Annotated in this window: 20 protein-coding genes; 8 read left to right on the forward strand and 12 right to left on the reverse strand. The window is 61.6% G+C overall.

Going from position 1 to position 22,955, the window contains the following annotated elements:
- Nucleotides 1-32: 32 nt before the first annotated feature.
- The 3 genes from ACSPX5_RS22005 to ACSPX5_RS22015 all read right to left on the reverse strand — a co-directional run bounded on the left by ACSPX5_RS22005 (nt 33) and on the right by ACSPX5_RS22015 (nt 2,076).
- Complete coding sequence (locus ACSPX5_RS22005) at nt 33-356, reverse strand: multidrug transporter (protein WP_169432320.1); 324 nt, start codon at nt 354-356, stop codon at nt 33-35.
- A gap of 67 nt (nt 357-423) precedes the next feature.
- On the reverse strand, nt 424-1,236 hold the full coding sequence (mutM, locus tag ACSPX5_RS22010) for a bifunctional DNA-formamidopyrimidine glycosylase/DNA-(apurinic or apyrimidinic site) lyase (protein WP_169432321.1): 813 nt from the start codon (nt 1,234-1,236) through the stop codon (nt 424-426).
- Nucleotides 1,237-1,263: 27 nt separating this feature from the next.
- A complete protein-coding gene (locus ACSPX5_RS22015) occupies nt 1,264-2,076 on the reverse strand; it encodes an HDOD domain-containing protein (RefSeq protein ID WP_169432715.1) in 813 nt (270 codons plus the stop codon).
- Nucleotides 2,077-2,343: 267 nt separating this feature from the next.
- On the opposite strand from ACSPX5_RS22015, the gene ACSPX5_RS22020 reads away from it, so the two are divergent.
- The 5 genes from ACSPX5_RS22020 to ilvD all read left to right on the forward strand — a co-directional run bounded on the left by ACSPX5_RS22020 (nt 2,344) and on the right by ilvD (nt 9,335).
- A complete protein-coding gene (locus ACSPX5_RS22020) occupies nt 2,344-3,540 on the forward strand; it encodes a class I SAM-dependent rRNA methyltransferase (protein ID WP_169432322.1) in 1,197 nt (398 codons plus the stop codon).
- A 445-nt stretch (nt 3,541-3,985) separates the two neighbouring features.
- Complete coding sequence (locus ACSPX5_RS22025; RefSeq protein ID WP_439820256.1) at nt 3,986-5,059, forward strand: SagB family peptide dehydrogenase; 1,074 nt, start codon at nt 3,986-3,988, stop codon at nt 5,057-5,059.
- Complete coding sequence (locus ACSPX5_RS22030; protein ID WP_207863806.1) at nt 5,056-6,012, forward strand: diiron oxygenase; 957 nt, start codon at nt 5,056-5,058, stop codon at nt 6,010-6,012. The genes ACSPX5_RS22025 and ACSPX5_RS22030 overlap by 4 nt, the downstream gene beginning before the upstream one ends.
- Nucleotides 6,005-7,237 (forward strand): MFS transporter, encoded by a 1,233-nt coding sequence (locus ACSPX5_RS22035; RefSeq protein ID WP_439820257.1) that lies wholly within the window; start codon nt 6,005-6,007, stop codon nt 7,235-7,237. Before ACSPX5_RS22030 ends, ACSPX5_RS22035 begins: the two co-directional genes overlap by 8 nt.
- Nucleotides 7,238-7,493: 256 nt before the next feature.
- The gene (ilvD, locus tag ACSPX5_RS22040; RefSeq protein WP_169432326.1) at nt 7,494-9,335 is read left to right on the forward strand and encodes a dihydroxy-acid dehydratase; all 1,842 of its coding nucleotides are present in this window, start codon (nt 7,494-7,496) and stop codon (nt 9,333-9,335) included.
- A gap of 128 nt (nt 9,336-9,463) precedes the next feature.
- Here ilvD and ACSPX5_RS22045 read toward each other — a convergent pair whose 3' ends face one another.
- Complete coding sequence (locus ACSPX5_RS22045) at nt 9,464-10,519, reverse strand: haloacid dehalogenase-like hydrolase (protein WP_207863809.1); 1,056 nt, start codon at nt 10,517-10,519, stop codon at nt 9,464-9,466.
- A gap of 241 nt (nt 10,520-10,760) precedes the next feature.
- Here ACSPX5_RS22045 and ACSPX5_RS22050 point away from each other — a divergent pair, with 241 nt between their 5' ends.
- Nucleotides 10,761-12,152 carry an L-cystine transporter gene (locus ACSPX5_RS22050; protein WP_439820258.1) on the forward strand — a complete coding sequence of 464 codons (1,392 nt, stop codon included), beginning with the start codon at nt 10,761-10,763 and terminating at the stop codon, nt 12,150-12,152.
- A gap of 120 nt (nt 12,153-12,272) precedes the next feature.
- Here the strand turns inward: ACSPX5_RS22050 and ACSPX5_RS22055 are convergent, their stop codons facing one another.
- Nucleotides 12,273-12,785: a dihydrofolate reductase gene (locus ACSPX5_RS22055; RefSeq protein ID WP_439820259.1), complete on the reverse strand. Its 513-nt coding sequence runs from the start codon at nt 12,783-12,785 to the stop codon at nt 12,273-12,275.
- A gap of 96 nt (nt 12,786-12,881) precedes the next feature.
- On the opposite strand from ACSPX5_RS22055, the gene ACSPX5_RS22060 reads away from it, so the two are divergent.
- A complete protein-coding gene (locus tag ACSPX5_RS22060) occupies nt 12,882-14,255 on the forward strand; it encodes a DUF2868 domain-containing protein (RefSeq protein WP_439820260.1) in 1,374 nt (457 codons plus the stop codon).
- Entirely contained in the window at nt 14,248-15,633 is a 1,386-nt protein-coding gene (locus tag ACSPX5_RS22065) for a GTPase/DUF3482 domain-containing protein (protein WP_207863812.1), read from the forward strand. The genes ACSPX5_RS22060 and ACSPX5_RS22065 overlap by 8 nt, the downstream gene beginning before the upstream one ends.
- Here ACSPX5_RS22065 and ACSPX5_RS22070 read toward each other — a convergent pair.
- The 7 genes from ACSPX5_RS22070 to ACSPX5_RS22100 all read right to left on the reverse strand — a co-directional run bounded on the left by ACSPX5_RS22070 (nt 15,630) and on the right by ACSPX5_RS22100 (nt 22,950).
- Complete coding sequence (locus tag ACSPX5_RS22070) at nt 15,630-16,055, reverse strand: hypothetical protein (RefSeq protein WP_439820261.1); 426 nt, start codon at nt 16,053-16,055, stop codon at nt 15,630-15,632. The genes ACSPX5_RS22065 and ACSPX5_RS22070 overlap by 4 nt on opposite strands.
- Nucleotides 16,056-16,140: 85 nt before the next feature.
- Nucleotides 16,141-16,707, reverse strand: a complete 567-nt coding sequence (locus ACSPX5_RS22075) for a phosphonate degradation HD-domain oxygenase (protein WP_439820262.1) — start codon at nt 16,705-16,707, stop codon at nt 16,141-16,143.
- On the reverse strand, nt 16,701-17,840 hold the full coding sequence (locus ACSPX5_RS22080) for a TIGR03364 family FAD-dependent oxidoreductase (protein ID WP_439820263.1): 1,140 nt from the start codon (nt 17,838-17,840) through the stop codon (nt 16,701-16,703). The genes ACSPX5_RS22075 and ACSPX5_RS22080 overlap by 7 nt, the downstream gene beginning before the upstream one ends.
- A gap of 128 nt (nt 17,841-17,968) precedes the next feature.
- On the reverse strand, nt 17,969-18,994 hold the full coding sequence (locus tag ACSPX5_RS22085) for a putative 2-aminoethylphosphonate ABC transporter substrate-binding protein (protein WP_102619669.1): 1,026 nt from the start codon (nt 18,992-18,994) through the stop codon (nt 17,969-17,971).
- A 47-nt stretch (nt 18,995-19,041) separates the two neighbouring features.
- Nucleotides 19,042-20,766 carry a putative 2-aminoethylphosphonate ABC transporter permease subunit gene (locus ACSPX5_RS22090; protein WP_439820264.1) on the reverse strand — a complete coding sequence of 575 codons (1,725 nt, stop codon included), beginning with the start codon at nt 20,764-20,766 and terminating at the stop codon, nt 19,042-19,044.
- Complete coding sequence (locus tag ACSPX5_RS22095; protein WP_323159750.1) at nt 20,766-21,842, reverse strand: putative 2-aminoethylphosphonate ABC transporter ATP-binding protein; 1,077 nt, start codon at nt 21,840-21,842, stop codon at nt 20,766-20,768. Before ACSPX5_RS22095 ends, ACSPX5_RS22090 begins: the two co-directional genes overlap by 1 nt.
- Nucleotides 21,843-22,086: 244 nt before the next feature.
- Nucleotides 22,087-22,950 (reverse strand): LysR substrate-binding domain-containing protein, encoded by an 864-nt coding sequence (locus ACSPX5_RS22100; protein WP_207863816.1) that lies wholly within the window; start codon nt 22,948-22,950, stop codon nt 22,087-22,089.
- Nucleotides 22,951-22,955: the final 5 nt, after the last annotated feature.

The raw sequence follows: 22,955 nt of genomic DNA on the forward strand, positions 1-22,955 counted from the left end.
GACCGCGATCGCAGCGCAAGGCTGCGATCGCGTCATTCACGCTGCTCGAATCCCTCCCCGGTACATCCCAGACAGCGCACGAACGCCGCTTTCGCCGGTGCCACCACCAGCGCCTCCCCCGCATCGCCGACGCCACCACCCAGCGCGGTAAACGGCAACGACACCACGAACACCCCCGCACCGATCACTGTGGCCGCCACCAGCAAGGGGCGGGCAATCAGCAGATCGCCGATCATGGCGTAGGCCGGTGGATTCTGGATGGCGTAACGCGGATCACCGCTGCCGCCTTCCGTGGCCTGAACGGTCAGGCTGGAACACAGCAGCAGTGCGAGGAAAAGGGCTAGCGAGGATTTCATGGCACGATCCTTCGGGCTGAACAGTGAGACAACTCACTATAGACCGTAGGACTTTTTCAGCTTTTCGTCAGGTCTGGCAGCGCGGGCAGAAAACGCTGGCCCGCTGACCCAGCTTAACGTCTCGAAGGCCTGTGCCGCAGACCTTGCAGTGCTCGCCACCGCGACCGTAAACAAACAGTTCCTGCTGGAAATACCCCGGCTGCCCGTCACCACCGATGAAATCGCGCAACGTGGTACCGCCACGCTCGATGGCAGCGGCGAGGATGCGTTTGATCTCGATCGCCAGCTTCAGATAGCGCGCCCGGGAAATACCCTTGGCTTCGCGGCGCGGATCAATACCGGCGGCGAACAGCGCCTCGGTCGCGTAAATGTTGCCGACGCCCACCACCACCGCGTTGTCCATGATGAACGGCTTGACCGCCATCGACCGTCCGCGTGACAGCTGAAACAACCGCTCGCCATCGAACAGATCGGTCAACGGCTCCGGCCCCAGGCGAATCAGCAACTCGTGATTAAGCGGGTCAGTGCTCCAGAGCATCGCCCCGAAACGCCGTGGATCGGTGTAGCGCAGGGCCAGGCCCGACTCCAGTTCGATGTCGACATGCTCATGCCTGGCCGCCGGCATCCCGACCTCAACCAGCCGCAAATTGCCCGACATGCCCAGATGGCTGATCAGCGTGCCGACTTCGGCGTTGATCAGCAGATACTTGGCGCGCCGCTCGACCAGCACGATGCGCTGCCCGGACAGGCGCACATCGAGGTCCTCGGGAATCGGCCAGCGCAGCCGCCGGTCACGTACGATCACGCGGCTGACGCGCTGGCCTTCCAGGTGCGGGGCGATGCCGCGGCGGGTGGTTTCGACTTCCGGCAATTCAGGCATGAGCGTCTCGAATCAGGAGCGGTTTGATCAGTGTGCGCCGAGTTCGCGGATCGTCTGCTTCAGGGTTTCGAAGTCGTAATCCGAGAGACCGATGTATTCGAGCACCAGCGGCCCGACAGCCTGCCACTCGAAGTCTTCGCTCTGGTTGCCCAGCACCCGGTACGACGCGCAGATATGCTCGGCCATTTTCAGGATCGCCAGCAGGTTTTTCATCTGACTGTTGCGCGAAGTCTCGTCGCTGAAGATCGCCATGGCGTTGTGGTGATTGGCGATGGCCGCGCTGACATGCTCCGGCAGGCGCCAGGACTTGGCCGTGTAGTAACCCACCACCGAATGGTTGGTGTTGTAGACGCGGTTTTCGGTGTCCACCACCCGGCATTCGGCGCTGGCGTTGGCGTAAGCCTCTTCGAGCGTCTTCATATAGTCCGGGAAGCGCTGAAGCATCAACGGCACGCCGCAGTCATGGAACAAGCCCAAGGCGTAGGCCTCGTCGCTCGCCTCGGTACCGACGCGCTTGGCCAGGGTCAGGCAGGTCATGGCCACGTCCTGGGCGGTGTCCCAGAACCGGTTGAGGGTGACGATGGTGTCGTCGTTCATCTCGCCCTTGATCGACATCGCGTTGATCAGATTGATGATCGAACGGCTGCCCAACAGGTTCACCGCGCGCTTGATCGAGGTGATCTTGTTGCTCAGGCCGTAATAGGGCGAATTGACGATTTTCAGCAGTGAGCCGGACAGGCCGGGATCCTGGGAGATCAGCTTGGCGATCGTCTCCAGATCCGGATCGGGCATGTACTGCTCCATTTGCAGATCCACCATGATCTGCGGCTGCGCGGGCACACTGATGCCTTGCAGGGACTGTTGAATCTGTTCGGTGGTCAGCTCTTGGGACATAAGTACACACTCTGGGACAGGCGGCGATTCTAACCCCTAAAAACCGACGAACGACACATCGCGGGGCAGATCGGCGGAAACTTTCATTCAAGACCATCGAGCGAATTCTGCCTTCGTCCGTTTGCGCGCCAGGCCGGGGCGCCACATGTCCAGCATCGAACCTGCATGCATCGCAACACGGTATACTCCCGCTCTTTTTTCCGGAGCGACGTCATGTCCCTGCCTAGCTTGCGCCTCAAAGCCAACGCCGACCGTCGCCTGCGCGCCGGCCACCTGTGGGTCTACAGCAACGAAATCGACGTGGCCGCCACCCCGTTGCACGGCTTCAAGGCCGGCGACCAGGCGATCCTTGAAGCCGCCGGCGGCAAGCCGATGGGCATCGTGGCCATGAGCCCGAACAACCTGATCTGCGCCCGCCTGCTGTCGCGCGACATCAAGCTGGCGCTGGACAAGTCGCTGCTGGTGCATCGCCTGAACGTAGCGCTTTCCCTGCGTCAGCGCCTGTTCGACAAACCGTTCTATCGCCTGGTCTACGGCGACTCCGACCTGCTGCCGGGTCTGGTGGTCGACCGTTTCGGCGACATCCTCGTGGTGCAGATCGCCTCCGCCACCATGGAAGCCCATAAAGATGACGTGATCGCGGCACTGACCCAAGTGCTCAAGCCGAGCGGCATCCTGTTCAAGAACGACTCCGCCGCCCGTGACGCCGAAGGTCTGGAGCGCTACACCGAAACCGTATTCGGCCTGGTACCGGAGTGGGTGCCTCTGGAAGAGAACGGCGTGAAATTCGAAGCCCCGGTGATCCAGGGCCAGAAGACCGGCTGGTTCTACGACCACCGCATGAACCGCGCACGCCTGGCGCCTTACGCCAAAGGAAAACGCGTGCTGGACCTGTACAGCTACATCGGTGGCTGGGGTGTGCAGGCTGCCGCGTTCGGCGCCAGCGAAGTGTTCTGCGTCGATGCATCGGGCTTCGCCCTCGACGGCGTCGAGCGCAATGCCGCGCTGAACGGCTTTGCCGACAAGATGACCTGCATCGAAGGCGACGTCTTTGAAGCCCTGAAGGAGCTCAAGGCCAGCGAAGAGCGCTTCGACGTGATCGTGGCCGACCCACCTGCGTTCATCAAGCGCAAAAAGGACATGAAAAACGGTGAAGGCGCCTACCGCCGCCTGAACGAGCAGGCCATGCGTCTGCTCAACAAGGACGGCATCCTGGTCAGCGCTTCGTGCTCGATGCACCTGCCGGAAGATGATCTGCAGAACATCCTGCTGACCAGCGCCCGCCACCTGGACCGCAATATCCAGCTGCTGGAGCGCGGCGGTCAGGGCCCGGATCACCCGGTACACCCGGCCATTGCTGAAACCCGCTACATCAAGAGCATCACCTGCCGCCTGCTGCCCAACAGCTGACAGGCGCACGGCATTGATGCTGTTGAAAGGGGAGCCTGCGGGCTCCCCTTCTTTTTGTCTTGCACTGTGCTTTCCTACATTTAGCGTCCTGCCGTCGTGCAGGATATTTCCTTAAATACTTTATTTTCCGAAATTTAACTTACACATTCACTCCCAGCCAAAGATCACTCCGACAAAATTACTGGATAATTCCTACTTAATATTTGCTTGCGATTAATCCATTACAAACTATTATTAAGTCGTCACCACGGAGGTGACACCAACTAACCACGAAGCAACAATGAACAAGGAGTTCAATCATGAAAGCAATTACTCTGGAATCCCGCACCCTCGCAAACCTGGCTTTTCTGGTCGCACCTAAAGCCCGCTAAGTAAGGTGGGCGCTGGGTATGCCGGCTACCCAGCGCCTCTGACAACGCACCTATCCAGAGCAGCGTGCCCCAACATGCATATAAATCCTTATTTATTCATACTGCCACGAACGCCCGGCCAGATAGTCTGGAACTACAAAGACCATACTCAGCACGAACTTGATCTCGAATACTCTTCTCGACTGACACAACTTATCCACGATCCGGATTTATATGACAGCAACAACATAATAGACACGCAACTTCTAAAAGCCGGAATATTGACTTCTTTAAAAGTCACAGCGCCGGTCTGGGGCTGGGATGAACTGTCAAGGATCTACCATATCGGCACGCGGAATATTCCCTGCGAACACACTCCCCGAAATATTCAGGAATGGTCCAGGCAATACCTCGAACACTGCGAGACAGTGCTTGCCACTTCACCTCCGGCGGACGCCTCTGCAGACAACGGTCCAAATGCACTCATCGCCCTGCCAGCACCACTGGCACTGAATGACGACAGCCTGTCGAGTTCGCTCACCCGGCGCAAGACCTGCCGGTCCTTCACCGGCGCCCCCCTGTCGCTGGACGATGTCGGCACCTTGCTATACCTGTCTCTCGGTTACCTGCGAGAACGCGAGGCCGACTGTGACGACAGCATCGCCGAAGGGCTTGGCGCGCGGCGCAGCAGCCCTTCCGGGGGCGGGCTTAACGCCTGCGAAGGTTACTTGCTGATCCAGAACGCCGAAGGCCTGGCACCCGGCCTATATGCCTATCACCCGGCGGAACACGCCTTGAGCCTGATCAATCTGCCACCCGACACGGCACTGGGTAATCTCCTGGGAGGGCAGCACTTCATCAATAACCTGCCAATGGGCCTGTTCATCACCGCCCGCTTCGACAGACTCTGGTGGAAGTATCCCCACTCGCGCGCCTATCGAATGGCATTCGTCGAAGCCGGACACCTCTCACAGACGTTTCAACTGGTGGCCACTGCCCTGGGCATGAACACCTGGCTGACAGGTGCGTTTTCCGACGACCAGGTCGAGCGCTTGCTGAAACTCGAGAACAGTGCGGAACAACCCTTGTTCTTCGTCGGCTGCGGGGAAAGCGACGGTCAGGCGATGTGCCAGGAAATGCGTGACCTGTTGCGCGAGACGCAAGCATGAGCCTTCTCTCCCACGCCCCGACCTTCGAGTTTTCACTGGGCGACTGGAACACTCGCGCTTCAGTGCGCACCAGTGCCCACGATTACCGCTTGCCGGCTGATATAGCGCAGCAACTGGAAACCCGTCATTGGTTCCCGCCGGCATTTCTCCCCTATCTCGCGCACCCTGCCATCAAAGCGTCGGGCCGTTCGATGCTGCACCGACTCACGGCCAATCATCTGGTGCACTTTCTTGACTACACAACCCTGCTGGAGCACCGCATCGTCAATCGCGCCGTGGAAGTCATCGTTCACGGCGAACTGCCGATCGATGTTCCGCCGCTCATGAAAACTGCCGCGCTGCAGCTCTACACCGACGAGGGTTACCACGCCCTGTTCTCTCATCAGGTCGCGGAGCAGATCGCCGGGCTCTACGCCATCAACGCGCGCCCGGTGACGCCCAGGCGGATCATTCGCATGAACAGGCTGATCGCCAAAACCCTTCCAGAGCAACAACCGCTGACATGGTTCCTGCTCGGCTTCGTCTCGGAAACCATCATTGCCCGGGAACTGCTCGACGTCTGCCGGGACAGCCTGGTGTCCGGGGTCAGTGACATGCTGCGCGATCACCTCACCGACGAGGCGCGCCACAGTCGCTACTTCACTGAAGTGTTCCACTACCTCTGGCTGCATCTGGACTCGCACCAGCGAACTTTCGCGGCCGCCACCCTGCTCGAGATCATCGTGATCTTCTTCGAAGCCGATGACCGGTGGCTGCGACGAAGCCTGCGCGACGCCGGGATTGCCGACAGCGCGGTGCGGGAGATAGTCGACAGGTTGGTAACGGCGCAAGCCACCCGATTGCGCGCACGGACAGGCAGCATCGCCACATTGAATGCACTGAAAAAAGCCGGATTTTTTGCTGAATCTCAAAACCAGACACTTTTCGCCAGGGCGGGACTGATCGATGGATAACGGAAAATCCGGGATGACGACCCGACAGCGTCGCGGGGCCGTCAGCCTGTTGCTCGCGTTGGTACTGCTGGGTGTATTTCCACTGGACGTCCTGCTGCCTTCGTTCCCGGCGCTGGCCGAACACTTTCGCAGCACCCCGGCGGACATCGCGCTGTCCATCAGCCTGTTCGCCGTCGGCATCGCCTTCGCCCAGCTGCTGATCGGGCCGCTGTCGGATGTGATCGGGCGCAAGGGTTTGCTGCTCGCCGGCATGAGCGTTTCAATGCTCGGCGCCCTCGGCTGTGTCATGACCACTGATTATTCGCTGTTCCTGATGTTCCGGGTCGTGCAGGCGCTGGGCTGCGGTTGCTTCGTACTGTCCCAGGCACTGGTCCAGGATCTGTTCGAAGGTCAGGAACGTGATCGCCTGCGAATCCTGATGGTCACCGCCGGCGGGATTTTCATCTCGCTATCGCCTCTTGCCGGTACGTTCTTGCAGGCAACACTGGGATGGCGTGGCAGCTTCTGGGTGTTCATCGCATTATCAGCCGCCGTGCTGCTCAAGGCCTGTCTGTTTCTGGAGAACACACGACCGACCACCCGTGGAACACGTACAAACTTCCTCACGGCTTACCGACAGGTTCTGGGGGATTTCGACTTCGTCGGCTACTGGCTGATTTCGGCATTTGCGTTCGCCTGCCACTTTTCATTCATCGTGATCTCGCCGCTGATCTTCATGGACCGGCTGCAATTGTCCGCTTACGAGTTCTCGTTGATCCTGCTGATCTACGGTGCGGCGTATGTCGCCGGTGGCATCCTCGCCAGCGTGCTGAGCAGGCGCATCACCAGTGGCCAGCAGATCGTCGTCGGCCTGAGCCTGATCCTGTTCGCCGGCGTGACCATGCTGTACCTGTCGTCGAGTTTTTCCCTGGCTGCGGCGACAGTGCTGATCCCGATGCTGATCTGCACCGCCGGCACCACCATTGCCCGACCAGCGGCCACGTCCAGGGCCATGAGCCTGTTTCCGGACAACGCCGGCACGTCGGCGTCGGCCGGCAGCACCATCATTTTCATCTGCGGCGGCCTCATCAGTGCCTTGATCAGCCTGAGCCCGACCAATCTGCAATCCACACTGGGTTACGCTTTTGTCTTGCTCAGTGGCGTGGCACTCACATTGAACAGCCGGATCAGCCGTCGCGCCAGAATCCTCCAAGCCGACGCCATTGCACAACCGAACGGTGATTAACCCTGCCGGTCGTCATTCCGCACGCAGCGTCAGCACTGGAACAACGTTTTGCGCCATTCCCTCCTGACGCCAGCGGTGTAGAATCGCGAGATTCATCGCCATTCATCCCCGGCGGGTTTATGAGCTCAGGCTGAGACCAGCGGCGATCCCGCAACGTCATCGGCAACTTCAGGACACACGGCCATTTCTGAGTGTTCCAGACGTCAATAGAAGCTCACTCCCTTTTGATACCTGATTTAGCCGCCCGGAGTGCTCCATGCCAGATTACCGCTCGAAAACATCCACCCACGGCCGCAACATGGCCGGCGCCCGCGCACTGTGGCGCGCCACCGGGATGAAAGATGACGACTTCAAGAAGCCGATCATCGCCATTGCCAACTCCTTCACCCAGTTCGTACCGGGCCACGTCCACCTGAAGGACCTGGGCCAGCTGGTTGCCCGTGAGATCGAACGCGCCGGTGGCGTGGCAAAAGAATTCAACACCATCGCCGTGGACGACGGCATCGCCATGGGCCACGACGGCATGCTCTATTCGCTGCCGAGCCGCGAGATCATTGCCGACTCCGTCGAGTACATGGTCAACGCCCACTGCGCCGACGCCATCGTCTGCATCTCCAACTGCGACAAGATCACCCCGGGCATGCTGATGGCCGCCCTGCGCCTGAACATTCCGGTGATCTTCGTTTCCGGCGGCCCGATGGAAGCCGGCAAGACCAAACTGGCCAGCCACGGTCTCGACCTCGTCGATGCCATGGTCATCGCTGCCGACTCCAGCGCTTCTGACGAGAAGGTTGCCGAGTACGAGCGCAGCGCCTGCCCGACCTGCGGTTCGTGCTCCGGCATGTTCACCGCCAACTCGATGAACTGCCTGACCGAAGCCCTGGGCCTCGCACTGCCGGGCAACGGTTCGACCCTGGCCACCCACAGCGACCGCGAACAGCTGTTCCTGCAGGCCGGCCGCACCATCGTCGAACTGTGCAAGCGCTACTACGGCGAGAACGACGAGTCGGTCCTGCCGCGCAACATCGCCAACTTCAAGGCGTTCGAGAACGCGATGATGCTCGATATCGCCATGGGCGGTTCGACCAACACCATCCTGCACTTGCTGGCCGCCGCCCAGGAAGCCGAGATCGACTTCGACCTGCGCGACATTGATCGTCTGTCGCGCAAGGTGCCGCAACTGTGCAAGGTCGCGCCGAACATCCAGAAGTACCACATGGAAGACGTGCACCGCGCCGGCGGCATCTTCAGCATTCTCGGTTCGCTGGCCCGTGGCGGCCTGCTGCACACCGACCTGCCGACCGTGCACAGCCGCAGCATGGAAGAAGCCATCGCCAAGTGGGACATCACCCAGACCAACGATGAAGCCGTGCATCACTTCTTCAAGGCAGGTCCTGCCGGTATCCCGACCCAGACCGCGTTCAGCCAGTCGACCCGCTGGGAAACCCTGGACGACGACCGTGAAAACGGTTGCATCCGCAGCGTCGAACACGCCTATTCGAAAGAAGGCGGCCTGGCCGTGCTGTACGGCAACATCGCCCTGGACGGCTGCGTGGTGAAAACCGCCGGCGTCGACGAATCGATCCACGTGTTCGAAGGCAACGCGAAGATTTTCGAAAGCCAGGACAGCGCCGTGCGCGGCATCCTCGCCGACGAAGTGAAGGAAGGCGACATCGTCATCATTCGCTACGAAGGCCCGAAAGGCGGCCCGGGCATGCAGGAAATGCTCTACCCGACCTCGTACCTGAAATCCAAGGGCCTGGGCAAAGCCTGCGCCCTGCTGACCGATGGCCGTTTCTCCGGCGGCACCTCCGGCCTGTCCATCGGCCACGCTTCGCCAGAGGCTGCAGCCGGCGGCGCGATCGGTCTGGTGCAAGACGGTGACAAGGTACTGATCGACATCCCGAACCGCTCGATCAACCTGTTGATCAGCGACGAAGAACTGGCGGCTCGCCGGGTCGAGCAGGACAAGAAAGGCTGGAAACCGGTCGAACAGCGTCCACGCAAAGTGACCACCGCCCTCAAGGCCTACGCCCTGCTGGCGACCAGCGCCGACAAGGGTGCCGTGCGCAACAAGGCGATGCTCGACGGGCTGTAAGCGTCAACTCGCAGAAACAGAAATGCCCCGCCAAGTGCGGGGCATTTTTTTGCCTGACCGAAATCCCAATGTCACTGCAGATCAAAACTGTGGGAGCAAGCCCGCTCCCACATTGGATCTATGCAGGTTTACTGGATTTCTTCAGGTTTGACGATCACCCAGTTCTTGTCCGCCGTCACCGGCAAACCTTCTTTTGCCTGGGCCGCGGCATGCTTGGCCATCATGCCGTTGAGCTGGGTCATATACTTGTCCTTGCGGTTGACCCACAGGTGAATCCCACCCTTGGCCACGTCCACATCGTGGAACAGCATGTAGCCGTCGCTGGTCGGCGTGTCGCCACCCACCAGCACCGGTTTTTTCCATTCGTCGATGTAGGTCAGGATCGCCGCGTGCTTGCCGGCCATCCAGGTCGCCGGGGTCCAGAGGTATGGCGTCAGTTCCAGGCCGAGGTTGGCCTTCTCGTCATACTTGCCGGCGGTGATCTGCTTGCGTGCGGTGGTCAGTTCACCGGTCTCGCGGTTCTTCAGCAAGGTGGTCACACCGATAACGTTCTGCGGTTTGACGTTGTAGCCGTACTTCGGATCGGCCGCGACCATCCGCACCAGTTCTTCGGAGGCGGCGGTCATCACGTAGACCTCAATGCCGTTCTCCATCAGTTTGTTGTACAGCTCAGCCTGACCGGTGAAGACTTTCGGCGGCTGCACGTCGATGTTCTTCACTACATCGCCTTCGTAATAGGTCGCCGGCACCGGCTTGCCCGACGCCATCAGTTCGTCGACGTAGCCTTTGAGTTCCTTGAGGGTGAAGCCGGAGAACACCTGCGCCACCCATGGGTAGCAGACCATGTCGTCGACTTCGCAGAGGCGGTAGTAGTAGCTGAACAGGCTTTCCTTGTGGTCGGCGGTGTCCTTGAACGGCATCAGTTTCAACGACGGGTCGAGCTTGTCACGGGTGATCAGGCCCTTGTTTTCCATGAACGGCAGCAGCGACTCTTCCAGGTCGTAGCGGTAACTGGTGTTGTCCATGTCGAACACCGCGTAGTTACCCTTGTTGGCGTTGGCGGCGATCATCGCGTCCAGCGCCTTGGCCTGATCCGCCGGCCAGTGCTTGAGGTCAGTGGCGAACGCTTGGCCAACAAGGCCGAAGCAGAGTGCGGCAGCCAGCAATTTAGGTGCGAACTTCATTCTGCGTTTCTCCCCGATTGAAAGAGATCGACGCTAACAAATCAGTGTGACAGTTACCGTCTGTCAGCGACTGTCCACGTCCCTTTTGCGCCAACTGCATCCCCGAGAACGACACCCGCTTATTCCAAAAACGACGGACGACCTTTGATTTCGGTATTAAATCATTGGAAATCAAGCTGTTAGGCTTGCCGGTTCGCAACAGCCCCGGAAGGTTGTTGGCACAGTCTTTTCTGGAGTCCTCATGAATCTGCCCCTGATTCTCAACTTGCTGGTGTTCCTTGCCTTGCTCTTCGGTCTGGCGCAAACCCGTCACACCACGTGGAGCCTGGCGAAAAAAGTTCTGCTCGCGTTGGTGCTGGGCGTGGCATTCGGTGTCGCGCTGCACACGATTTACGGCGCGGGCAACCCGGTGCTGAAAGCCTCGATCGGCTGGTTTGATCTGGTCGGCAACGGTTATGTGCAACTGCTGCAAATGATCGTGATTCCGCTGGTGTTCGCCTCGATCCTCAGCGCCGTGGCCCGTCTGCACAACGCTTCGTCGCTGGGCAAGATCAGCTTCCTGACCATCGGCACGCTGCTGTTCACCACGGCGATTGCGGCACTGATCGGCATCGGCCTGACCAACCTGTTCGGCCTGACCGCCGAAGGCCTGGTCGCCGGCACCCAGGAAATGGCCCGTCTGCAAACCATCCAGACCGACTACGCCGGCAAGGTCGCCGACCTGAATGTGCCGCAGCTGCTGCTGTCGTTCATCCCGCAGAACCCGTTCGCCGACCTGGCGCGGGCCAAGCCGACCTCGATCATCAGCGTGGTGATCTTCGCTGCGTTCATGGGGGTTGCCGCGCTGCAACTGCTCAAGGATGACGCCGAGAAAGGTCAGAAAGTGATCAACGCCATCGACACCCTGCAAGCCTGGGTGATGCGTCTGGTGCGTCTGGTGATGAAGCTGACCCCGTACGGCGTGCTGGCGCTGATGACCAAAGTGGTGGCCGGTTCCAACCTGCAGGACATCATCAAGCTCGGCAGCTTCGTGGTGGTGTCGTACCTCGGTCTGGGCCTGATGTTCGTGGTACACGGTCTGCTGGTCTCGGCGGCCGGGATCAACCCGCTGCGTTTCTTCCGCAAGATCTGGCCGGTGTTGACCTTCGCGTTCACCAGCCGCTCCAGCGCCGCGAGCATTCCGCTGAGCATCGAAGCGCAGACCCGGCGTCTGGGCATTCCACAATCGGTTGCAAGCTTCGCCGCTTCGTTCGGCGCGACCATCGGCCAGAACGGCTGCGCCGGTCTGTACCCGGCAATGCTGGCGGTGATGGTTGCGCCAACGGTCGGCATCAACCCGCTGGATCCGCTGTGGATCGCGACGCTGGTGGCGATTGTGACCTTGAGTTCCGCCGGTGTGGCGGGCGTGGGCGGCGGCGCGACCTTCGCGGCACTGATCGTTCTGCCGGCCATGGGCTTGCCGGTTTCGCTGGTGGCGTTGCTGATTTCGGTCGAGCCGCTGATCGACATGGGTCGTACGGCACTGAACGTGAGCGGTTCGATCACCGCTGGTGCGATTACCAGCCAGGTGATGCAGCAGACCGACAAGGCACTGCTGGAAGCGGATGAGCATGCGGAGCTTGCTCAGGCTTAAACTCTTTAGCGCCTAAGCGGGCCTCTTCGCGGGCAAGCCCGCTCCCACAGGGATCATCGGTGTTAACACAATGTGTGTCTCACCTTAGATACTGTGGGAGCGGGCTTGCCCGCGATGCTTTTAAGTCCTTTCCCAGACTTCGAAGTTGTAAGCCGGTTTGTCGCCTTCGGCCGGGTTAGGAGCAACCCACACCCGTTTCCATAGGTTGAGATCAAACTCCGGGAACCAAGCATCCCCCTTAGGGCTCAGCTCAACAGTGGTGAGATACAACCTGTCTGCATGTACCAAGCCCTGTGCATACAGCTGAGCTCCGCCGATCAGCATTACCTCATCGACACATTGCTCACGGGCCCACTCTTCAGCCCTCTCCACCGCAGCCTCTAACGACGTAAATACCTCTGCACCTTGAAGTTGCAGTCCCTCTTGGCGACTGACCACAATATTCAATCGCCCAGGTAACGCACGCCCCAAAGAATCCCAAGTCTTGCGACCCATGATTATCGGTTTACCGAGCGTAGTTTCTTTGAAGTACTTGAAGTCACCCGGCAAGTGCCAAGGCATGGTGTTGTTCACGCCGATCACACGGTTTTCACCGAAAGCTGCAATCAAGCTTAAAGTAAGAGTCTTTTTCATGCGGGCGAGCATACCAGAGGCTTCACATCCCGCAACTTGCCCCGACCAGCGCCACAGCGGTTATGCTCACGGCTCAATCAAGCAACGGGACGCCGCGTGACTGAACTGACTTCACTGCAAAACCTCTGGCTCACCGAAACCGTGCGCCTGCGCGAAGAACACGCAGGCCCGCTGGACGATCAGGAAGCCAATCGCCTGGCCCGCGCGGCCGGCGGCGATCTGCCGGGACGCATTCAACGACGCGCCCTGTGGCTGGCCGAGCGCGATGGCCTGACCTCTGCGCTCAAGCACTGGCTGCAAGGCGCGCGTCTGGCGCTGGTGTTGCTGGCGATCTTCGCGGTTCTGAGCGGCGCCGGCCTGGCCTTCGCCGCACTGGGCCAGACGCCGGTCAATGTGTTCTGGGCCCTGGGCAGTCTGCTCGGGCTGAATCTGATCTTGCTGTCGAGCTGGGCGCTGGGGCTGATCTTCGCCGGGGAGCACGGCGCCACACTCGGCCGCTTGTGGCTGTGGCTCAGTGAAAGACTCGCCCGCGACGCCAAGGCTGCGCAACTGGCGCCGGCCCTGTTGTTGATGCTGCAACGCCAGAAACTCAATCGCTGGGCGCTCGGCTCGCTGGTCAACGGTTTGTGGTTGCTGGCGATGCTCAGCGCGCTGGTTTTGCTGCTGACGCTGATGGCGACCCGGCGCTACGGCTTCGTCTGGGAAACCACGATTCTCAGTGCCGACACGTTCATCAACATGACCCAGGCCCTCGGCACCTTGCCGGCGCTGCTGGGCTTCAACGTGCCGACCGTGGACATGATCCGCGCCAGCGGCGACACCGCGCTGAACATCGAAAGCGCCCGTCAGGCCTGGGCGACCTGGCTGGCCGGCGTGCTGGTGGTGTACGGCGTGCTGCCGCGCCTGCTGTTGGCGCTGTTTTGCTTCTGGCGCTGGAACAGCGGCAAGGCGGCGTTGCGCCTGGACCTGAACCTGCCCGGTTACGCCCAGTTGCGCGAACGCCTGATGCCGACCAGCGAACGCCTCGGCATCACCGACCCGGAGCCTGCGCAATTGCACCGCGTCGAAAGCACCGTCGGCGAACACGCCAGCGATGGCGCGCTGCTGGTGGCCATCGAACTGGACGATCAACACCCATGGCCACCGGCGTTGCCGAAAAACGTCAGCAACGCCGGCATCCTCGACAGCCGCGAATCGCGCAACAAACTGCTCGAACAACTCAGCCGCTTCCCCCCGGCGCGCCTCGCGATTGCCTGCGACCCACGACGTTCGCCGGATCGCGGCAGCCTGGCGCTGATCGCCGAGCTGGCACGCAATGCCGCCGCGACCCGGGTCTGGCTGTTGCAGGCGCCGCCAGGACAAGCGCTGGACGCCGAACGCCTCGGTGACTGGCACGTCGCATTGCAACAGTTGCAACTGCCGTTCGCCGATTGCGCCCCGTTGAACTGGCTGGAGCACGGACATGACTGATGCCTGGAAAGCACCGCTGAAACTGGCGGTGGTCGGCCACACCAACGTCGGCAAGACTTCACTGTTGCGTACCCTGACTCGCGACGTCGGCTTCGGCGAAGTCTCCCATCGACCGAGCACCACCCGGCATGTCGAAGGCGCGCGGTTGTCGGTGGATGGCGAGCCGTTGCTCGACCTCTACGACACACCCGGTCTGGAAGACGCCATCGCCCTGCTGGACTTTCTCGAACGACTGGAACGCCCCGGCGAACGCCTCGACGGCCCGGCACGGTTGGCGCGGTTTCTCGACGGCAGCGAAGCGCGCCAGCGTTTCGAACAGGAAGCCAAGGTGCTGCGGCAACTGCTCGATTCCGATGCCGGCCTGTACGTGATCGACGCCCGCGAACCGGTGCTGGCCAAGTACCGCGATGAACTGGAAGTGTTGGCCAGTTGCGGAAAACCGTTGCTGCCGGTACTGAATTTCGTCAGCAGCGCCAACCACCGCGAGCCGGACTGGCGTGAAGCCCTGGCGCGCCTCGGCCTGCACGCGCTGGTGCGTTTCGACAGCGTCGCCCCGCCCGAAGACGGGGAGCGGCGGCTGTACGAAAGCCTCGCACTGTTGCTGGAAAATGCCCGCCCACAACTTGAACGCCTGATCGCCGATCAACAGGCCCAACGCCTCGCCCGCGAGCAAAGCGCCGCACGCCTGATTGCCGAATTGCTGATCGACTGCGCCGCGTGCCGACGCAGTGTGGCGAGCAACGCCGAGCAGGAACAACAGGCCATCAGCGAACTGCGCAAAGCCGTGCGCCAGCGCGAACAACGCTGCGTCGAAGCGCTGCTCAAGCTCTACGCCTTCCGCCCGCAGGACGCCGCCGCCAGCGATCTGCCGTTGCTCGACGGACGCTGGGGCGATGACCTGTTCAACCCGGAAACCCTCAAGCAGCTCGGCGTGCGGGTCGGCGGCGGGATTGCCGCCGGAGCCGCAGCCGGTGCGGGCGTGGATTTGCTGGTCGGCGGCATCACCCTCGGCGCCGCCGCACTGGCCGGTGCCATTGCCGGCGGCGCCCTGCAAACCGCCCGCAGCTATGGCAACCGCCTGCTGGACAAGATCAAAGGGCAGCGGGAACTGACGGTCGACGACAACGTGCTGCGCCTGTTGGCATTGCGTCAGCGGCAATTGTTGCAAGCGCTGAATGTTCGTGGTCATGCGGCGATGGACGCCGTTCAGGTGGCGACGCCGCAGGACAAGACATGGCGTGAGGGCAAGTTGCCGGAAGCGCTGAACATCGCCCGGGCCCATCCGCAATGGTCGTCGCTCAACCCGCATCCGAAACTGAATCAGGCCCAGCGTCAGGAACAGATCGATGAGCTGGTGAGCAAGGTCCTCGAGCTCTAGAACCAGCCGAGCTTGAGGAACTGTTTGACCAGCGCCGTCACCCGACTGCGATCGGTACGATTGGCGCGCCCGTCGTTGTCGACGTCCGAACACAGGACAACCTCGAAGCGGCCATCGTTATCCAGGTCGTGGACGGCGGCCTTGTAAGCAATGGTTTCGCCCTGGTGAAAGTGCAGCCTCACTGATTCCGGCGTTCCATCGCTGCCGGGGTTCAGAACGAAGATCCGCAGATGTCGCGAATCCTCGTCGGCCGCGTTGAACCAGGCACATTTCAGATAGGTGCTGGTGAAGCTGCGTAGTTGCGCCACCTCGCGAGCCGAGGCTTCGCGCCAGTCCTGTTCACTGTCATGAAAGCGCAGCTGGACACTGTCCCCTGCGCCGCTGCCCGATCGATCCCGGGCAATCACTTTCAAAAAACGCATCCGTGCGCTCCTTCGGCAAAGAACCAGTCTGGGCCGACGGGGCAACACGCGCCATGCACCGTTTCCCCGTTTGGCGTAAGAAGGTTCAGCGCGCCTCGCGAGACAACACGGTAAAAGCCTTGTGCTTCAACAGCGCAAGATCCATCACCGGAACAGCCATTTCTTTGGCCAGCTCATCCCACTGGCGCATTCGCAGGCTGACGGCACACAACGGATCCTGCTCGAACGCATCCGCTTCAGCCTCGGTCATCACCCCGCCCTGATAGTCCAGGGTGCGGCGGCTGGCTTCGCTCAAGCGCTCGTAGTAGCTCGCCTCCCTGAGCGTCAGATAGCGCTTGGCCTGGACGTGATATTCCACCAGCCGCGCCAGGCGTTCGCTGAAGCCGGCCTCACGCAAATAATCCGCGCCGAGGCGCTCGTGGCTGACCACGCCATAACCGCCCATGTTCTCCGCGCCTTCGGCACACAAGTGACCGATGTCATGGAAGAACGCGGCGAGCACCACTTCATCGTCGAAGCCTTCGGCGATGGCCAGTTGCGCCGCCTGGGACATGTGCTCGATCTGCGACACCGGTTCGCCGATGTAGTCGCTGGCGCCGAAACGCTCATAGAGGCCGAACACCCGCTCGATGATTTGTTCGTGGCTCAACATCCGTTCTCTCCAAAAAGCTGTGCCACATTGCGCTCGGCCATGGCCGGGCCGACGCTCATGCCAACGCCGCTGTGCATCAGCGCCACACTCAACCCCGACGCCGGCCGCAAAAACGAAAACGGCCCCGGCCCCCGGGAACCATAGACACCCTGCCAGCGCTCGACCACTTGCACCTTGCAGCCGAGGGTCTGTTCGGCCAGTTCGAGCATCCAGTTGTCGACCTGCTCGGCGTTGAACGGCGACGGATCGCTGCCGTAATGGTGCGAATCGCCAATGATCAGTTCGCCATACGGCGTCGGGCTGATCAGCAGGTGAATGCCGTTTTCCTGCAAGTGCGGTTGCTCGCGCAGGATTTGCGCCTGCACTGCAGCCGCTTCCGGCAGATCGGCGAAGGCGCCGTAGTGCACGCAACTGAGGCCGGTGAGCAAGGCGTGTTGCAGGTTCAGGTCGATCTGCGGCCGAGCGCGAAGCATTTGCAGGCGGCAGATTTGCGGGTCGAGGGCGGCAATCGGCTCGGCCAGCAGGGTCTGATAATCGTGACCGGAACAGACGATGATCTGCTCGGCGGTGAAGATCCCGGCGGTACTGTGCAAGCGCTCCGGTTCGACGTCGCGCACCAGCGTCGAGAAGTGAAACTCGACGTTGAGTTCGCGACGCAAGTAGTCGATCAGCGCCGCAATCGCTTCCCGGGAATACAGCTGTTGATCGTCCATGCCGTGCAGCGCGGCGCGGTGATGGCTGAACTGACCACCGTACAGATCGCGCAACGCGGCACCACGCAGCAGCTCGACGCGGTAGTCATGCTCCACGGCGCGCCCGGCGCAGAAGGCTTCCAGCAAATGTTCTTCCGCCTCGGTGCGGGCGAACAGGTACGAGCCGTTGCGCTTGAGTTGCAGGCCGGCGAGCTGCGCCCACCGGCCCCAGATTTCGCGGCTGGCCTTGGCCAGTTCGAGCATCGGGCCCGGTGGCTGGCCGGTGACCAGGGCCTGACCGAAGTTACGAACCGAGGCGCCGAGTGGCGTGGCGGTGCGTTCGAAAACCGTGACCTTGAGACCGCGCCGGGCGGCGGCATAGGCATGGGACAGGCCCAGGATGCCGGCGCCGACGATCAGCAAGTCTTTGTGTTGTGTCATCTAGAGGTGCTCTGAATGCGAGACCGCTTTCGCGAGCAGGCTCGCTCCCACACTGGATCGCATTCACAACGCAAATCACTGTGGGAGCGAGCCTGCTCGCGATAGGGCCCTGTCAGTCGATGAAGATCTTACTTGGCCGCGACTTTCTCGGACTTGCCGTCATAGCGCTTGCGCCATTCGGTCAGGATCTCGTCGCGGTTCTTCGAGGCCCAGGCGAAGTCATTCTTGATCAGGCGTTGCTCGTAGTCGGCCGGCAGTTCGGTCTGCGGCTTGGCGATGCCCGGCTGGGCGAGGACGGCGAAGTTTTCCTTGTACAGGTCCATCGCCGGGGCGCTGGCGGAGAAGTCGGCCAGTTTCTTCGCGGCCTCTTCGTGCGGCGTGCCTTTGATCACGGCAGTCGCCTCGATCTCCCAGCCCAGGCCTTCCTTCGGCAGGATGATGTCCAGCGGCGCGCCCTGGCGCTTGAGCTGAACAGCCGGGTATTCGAAGGAAATCCCGATCGGGAATTCACCCGCCGCCGCCAGTTTGCAAGGCTTGGAACCGGAGTGAACGTACTGGCCGATGTTCTGGTGCAGACCGTCCATATAGGCCCAGCCCTGCTTCTCGCCGAAGGTTTGCAGCCAGGCGCTGACGTCGAGGAAACCGGTGCCGGACGAAGCCGGATTCGGCATCACGATCTTGCCTTTGTACTCAGGCTTGGTCAGGTCCTGCCAGCTCACCGGTTTGGTCAGGCCCTGTTTCTCGGCCTCGACGGTGTTGAAGCAAATGGTCGCGGCCCAGACGTCCATGCCGACCCAGGCTGGCGGGTTGGCGGCGTCGCGGTAGTTCGCGCCGATCTTGCCCAGATCCTTCGGCGCATAGCTTTGCAGCATGCCTTGCTGATCGAGGATCGCCAGGCTCGACGCCGCCAGGCCCCACACCGCGTCAGCCTGCGGGCGTTCCTTTTCGGCCAGCAGTTTGGCGGTGATGATCCCGGTGGAATCGCGCACCCACTTGATCTCGACGTCCGGGTTGGCCTTTTCGAAGGCCTCTTTATAGGACTTCAACTGTTCGGCTTCGAGGGCGGTGTACACCGTCAACTCGGTTTTTGCCGCGAAGGCATTCAGGCTGAAAGTCGCGAGCACAGCAGCGGCCAGGGCCATAGGCTTGAACATGATCGTTTTCCTGTCGTTGAGTTGAGGCTTTAGGGATTAGTCGTGGATCAGTGGCCGGGCGCCGTTTGCCGCCAGGCCTGGGAACGGCGCAGCAGGCCGCGCGAAGCCCACGCCAGCAGCAAGGACACGCCCGCCGAGGTGAACAGAATCAGGGTCGACATCGCCGCCGCGCCGCCGACGTTGCCGGCGTCATCCATGTTCAGCACCGCCACCGCCGCGAGGATGGTGTCGGGGCTGTAGAGGAAGATCGCGGCGGACACGGTGGTCATGGCCGAGACGAACAGGTAGCGCACGATGTCCAGCAGCGCCGGCAGGCAGATCGGCACGGTGACCCGCAGGTAATGCCGGTACAGCGGCGCTTTCAGCGACAGCGCGGCGGCTTCGAACTCGGCGTCGAGCTGACGCAGCGCGGTGGTGGCGGTCATCTGCGCGGTGGTCAGATAGTGAGCAATGGTGCAGATGATCAGCAGGGTCATGGTCCCGTACAGCACGTGCAGCGGGTTGCCGGTGAGGTTGAAGAAGAAGACGTAACCCAGACCGAGCACCAACCCAGGCACCGCCATCGGTACGAAACTGAGCATGCGCAACGTCAGATTCAGCCCGCGCTGGCTGCGGGTCTTTTCCATCAGGTAGGCGCCAGTGAAAATCAGCACGCTGCCGATCAACGCCGTGCCCAACGCCATCTTCAGGCTGTTGCCGTAGGCCAGCCAGCCACCGCCGGCGGTCTCGTTGAACTGGTAGTGATTGAGCGACAGCGACAGGTTGTACGGCCAGAACTTCACCAGCGACGAGAACACCGCCATACCGAACACCAGCAGCAACGCGGCGCTGATCAGCAGGACAACGCTGAGATAAAAGGCATCGCGCTTCTTCGACGGCGCCGGTTTGAACACCTGGGCGCGGCCACTCATGGCGTCGCCGTGACGCCGACGCAACCAGGCATCGACGCCGAAACTGAATAGCGCCGGCAGCAGCAGAACCATGCCGATCAAGGCGCCGCGACCGAACTGCTGTTGACCGACCACCGCTTTGTAGGCTTCCAGCGCCAGCACCTGATAGTCGCCACCGACCACCACCGGCACACCGAAATCGGTGATGGTCAGGGTGAACACCAGGCAGAACGCGGCGAACACGGCCTGACGGGTCGCCGGCCAGGTGATGCTGCGAAAAGCTTTCGCTGGACTGGCGCCCATACTCGACGCGGCGTCGAACAGTCGCGCATCCGCCAGCGACAGGGCTGACAGCAAAATCATCAAGGCGTGTGGGAAGGTGTAGATCACCTCACCCAGAACAATCCCCCAAAAACCGTAGATGTTGTCCGACAGCAGCCCCCGCAGCATGCCCTGATTGCCGAACAGATAGACCAGCGCAATCCCCGGCAGCATCGAGGGTGCCATCAGCGGCAGCAGGGAGATCCCGCGCCAGATGCCTTTGGCCGGAATCAACGTGCGCTGCAAGGCGTAGGCAAACAGGTAGGCCAGCGGTACGACGATCGCTGCGACGCTGAGGGAAACTTTCAGGCTGTTGCCGAGCAACCAGTGGAAATTGTCGCTGGTCACCAGCTCCTTTGCGGCGAGCCAGCCACCGCCCTGCCCGGCTTCGCTGCTGAAACCGCGCCAGAAGATCGCCAGCAATGGCAACAGCACCGCCACACCGAGCAGCACCAGCAGCAGGAGTTTGCCGCCGAGGACGAAGATCCGGTCGCCGACCTCGGCCCCGGACACCTGCCGCGCCTGCTTGTGCGGTAGCGGCAGTGCAAGGTTGCTGTTCATCAGGCAAACACCTGCAGGCTGCGCGGCGGCAAGGCGACCATGATCTGCTGGGCGCCGAGGCGCGGCATGGCTTCCGGCGCCAGTTCGGCGAGCAAGGCGTGACCGGGCAATTGATCGAGTTCGAAGCTCATGCGGCAGCGGTTGCCGAGGAAGGTGATCTCGCGGACCTTGGCCGGGAACAGGTTTTCCTCATGCACCAACGGATTGACGTTGATCGCTTCCGGGCGGCAGAACAGTCGGCCCGACGGGCTGTGGACGCTGCCGTCGGCCAGGCGCAGGTTCATCCCGCCGACCTTGGCATGGCTGTCACTGCTGCGCTGGAACGGCAGCCAGTTGCCCTGGCCGACAAACTCGGCCACGAACGGCGTGGCCGGCCGGTTGTAGATTTCCTGCGGGGTGGCGTACTGCTCGACCTTGCCGTTGTTCATCACAGCAATACGATCGGCCATCAGCATGGCTTCGTCCTGATTGTGGGTGACCATCAGGGTGGTGATGCCGAGGTTGCGTTGCAGTTGGCGCAGCTCGGTGCACAGATGCTCGCGAACCCGGGCGTCGAGGGCCGACATCGGTTCGTCGAGCAGCAACAGCGACGGCGCGGGGGCCAGGGCTCGGGCCAGTGCCACACGTTGCTGCTGACCGCCGGACAACTGGCCCGGGTATTTTTTCTCACTGCCGGTGAGGCCGACCAGTTCCAGCATCTGACCGACGCGACGGCGCACTTCATCACGACCGCTGCCGGCGAGGCCGTAGGCAATGTTCGATTCGACGGTCAGATTGGGGAACAGCGCGTAGGACTGGAACAGAATGCCGTAGTCCCGAGCCTGCGGCGCGAGGTGGGAAACGTCGCGCTCGCCGAGGTACAACTCGCCGCTGTCCTGCTTTTCCAGACCGGCGATGCAGCGCAGCAACGTGGTCTTGCCACAGCCCGACGGGCCGAGCAGGCAAACGAGCTCACCAGCCGCGACATCAAGGGAGACGTTATCCAGCGCAGTGAAGGCGCCGAAGCGCTTCTGCACGCCGCGCACTTTCATCGGTGCGCCGGGGTTGGTCAGGGCAGTTGCGATTGCAGGGTTCATGGACAGACCTCATCAAGCAGATGAGACGAATCCTAGAGTTGTAATGCGTCGGTCATATGGCAGTGAGGCAAAAACGACCGATAGTGGTATTGGCAGATTTGAGGTTATCCGTTGTCCGGGCTGCCGCCATCGCTAGCAGGCTAGCTCCCACAGGGGAGCCGGGTGCTAACAACATTGTATTCACTGAAGATCCAATGTGGGAGCTAGCCTGCTAGCGATGAGGCCTGAACAGGCACTGAAGATCTCAGGCCGGGGACATTTCCTGCGCCAGCCCGAGAAACGCCGCCGGCAACCGGGCGTTCTTGCGTTCCTTGAGGCAGTAGAGGTATTCGGGAATCTGCGGCGCATTCTCCAGGGTCAGCACGCGCAACTGCGGATCGTGCGGCACTTCCTGACGGGCAATGATGCTGATGCCGATGTTGCGCAGCACCGCCTCGCGGATCGACTCGCGGCTGCCGATTTCCAGCAACGGGCCGAAACTGACACCGGCACTGGCCAGCAATTCTTCGGTGAGACGCCGGGTGGTCGAGCCGGATTCACGCATCAGCAAGGTATGCCCGGCCAGCGCGCTCAGCGTGACATGATCGTGCACCGCCAGCGGATGATTGCGATGCACCGCCAGCACCAGCGGATCGCTGCCGAGCACCCGGCGGATCAGCCGCGCATCGTCGAGCAATTGCGACGACGCCGCGACATCCACCCGATAATCCTCCAGCGCTTCGAGCACTTGTTGCGAGTTGCCGATTTCCACTGACACTTCCACCTGCGGCAGGCGCTCGCGGAAGGTCTTCACCAGATCGAGGATGTAATACGGCGCGGTGGCGGCGATGCGCAGCGTGCCCTGCACCTGACCGCTGTTGCGCAGGAAAAACTCGATATCGGCTTCCTGCTGCAACAACGCCTTGACCATCGGCAACAGCCGCGCGCCTTCCTCGCTGACACTCAGACGCCGGCCGCCACGGTAGAACAGCTCCACCGAATACTGACTTTCCAGATTGCGGATCTGGGTGGTCACGGTCGGTTGGCTGAGGCCGAGTTTTTTCGCCGCCAGCGTGATGCTGCCCAGCCGGGCCACCATGTAAAACGCTTTCAGCTCGGCACTCAGCACAACCG

Source organism: Pseudomonas sp. HLG18, assembly GCF_051903985.1.
Classification (GTDB): domain Bacteria; phylum Pseudomonadota; class Gammaproteobacteria; order Pseudomonadales; family Pseudomonadaceae; genus Aquipseudomonas; species Aquipseudomonas fluorescens_BT.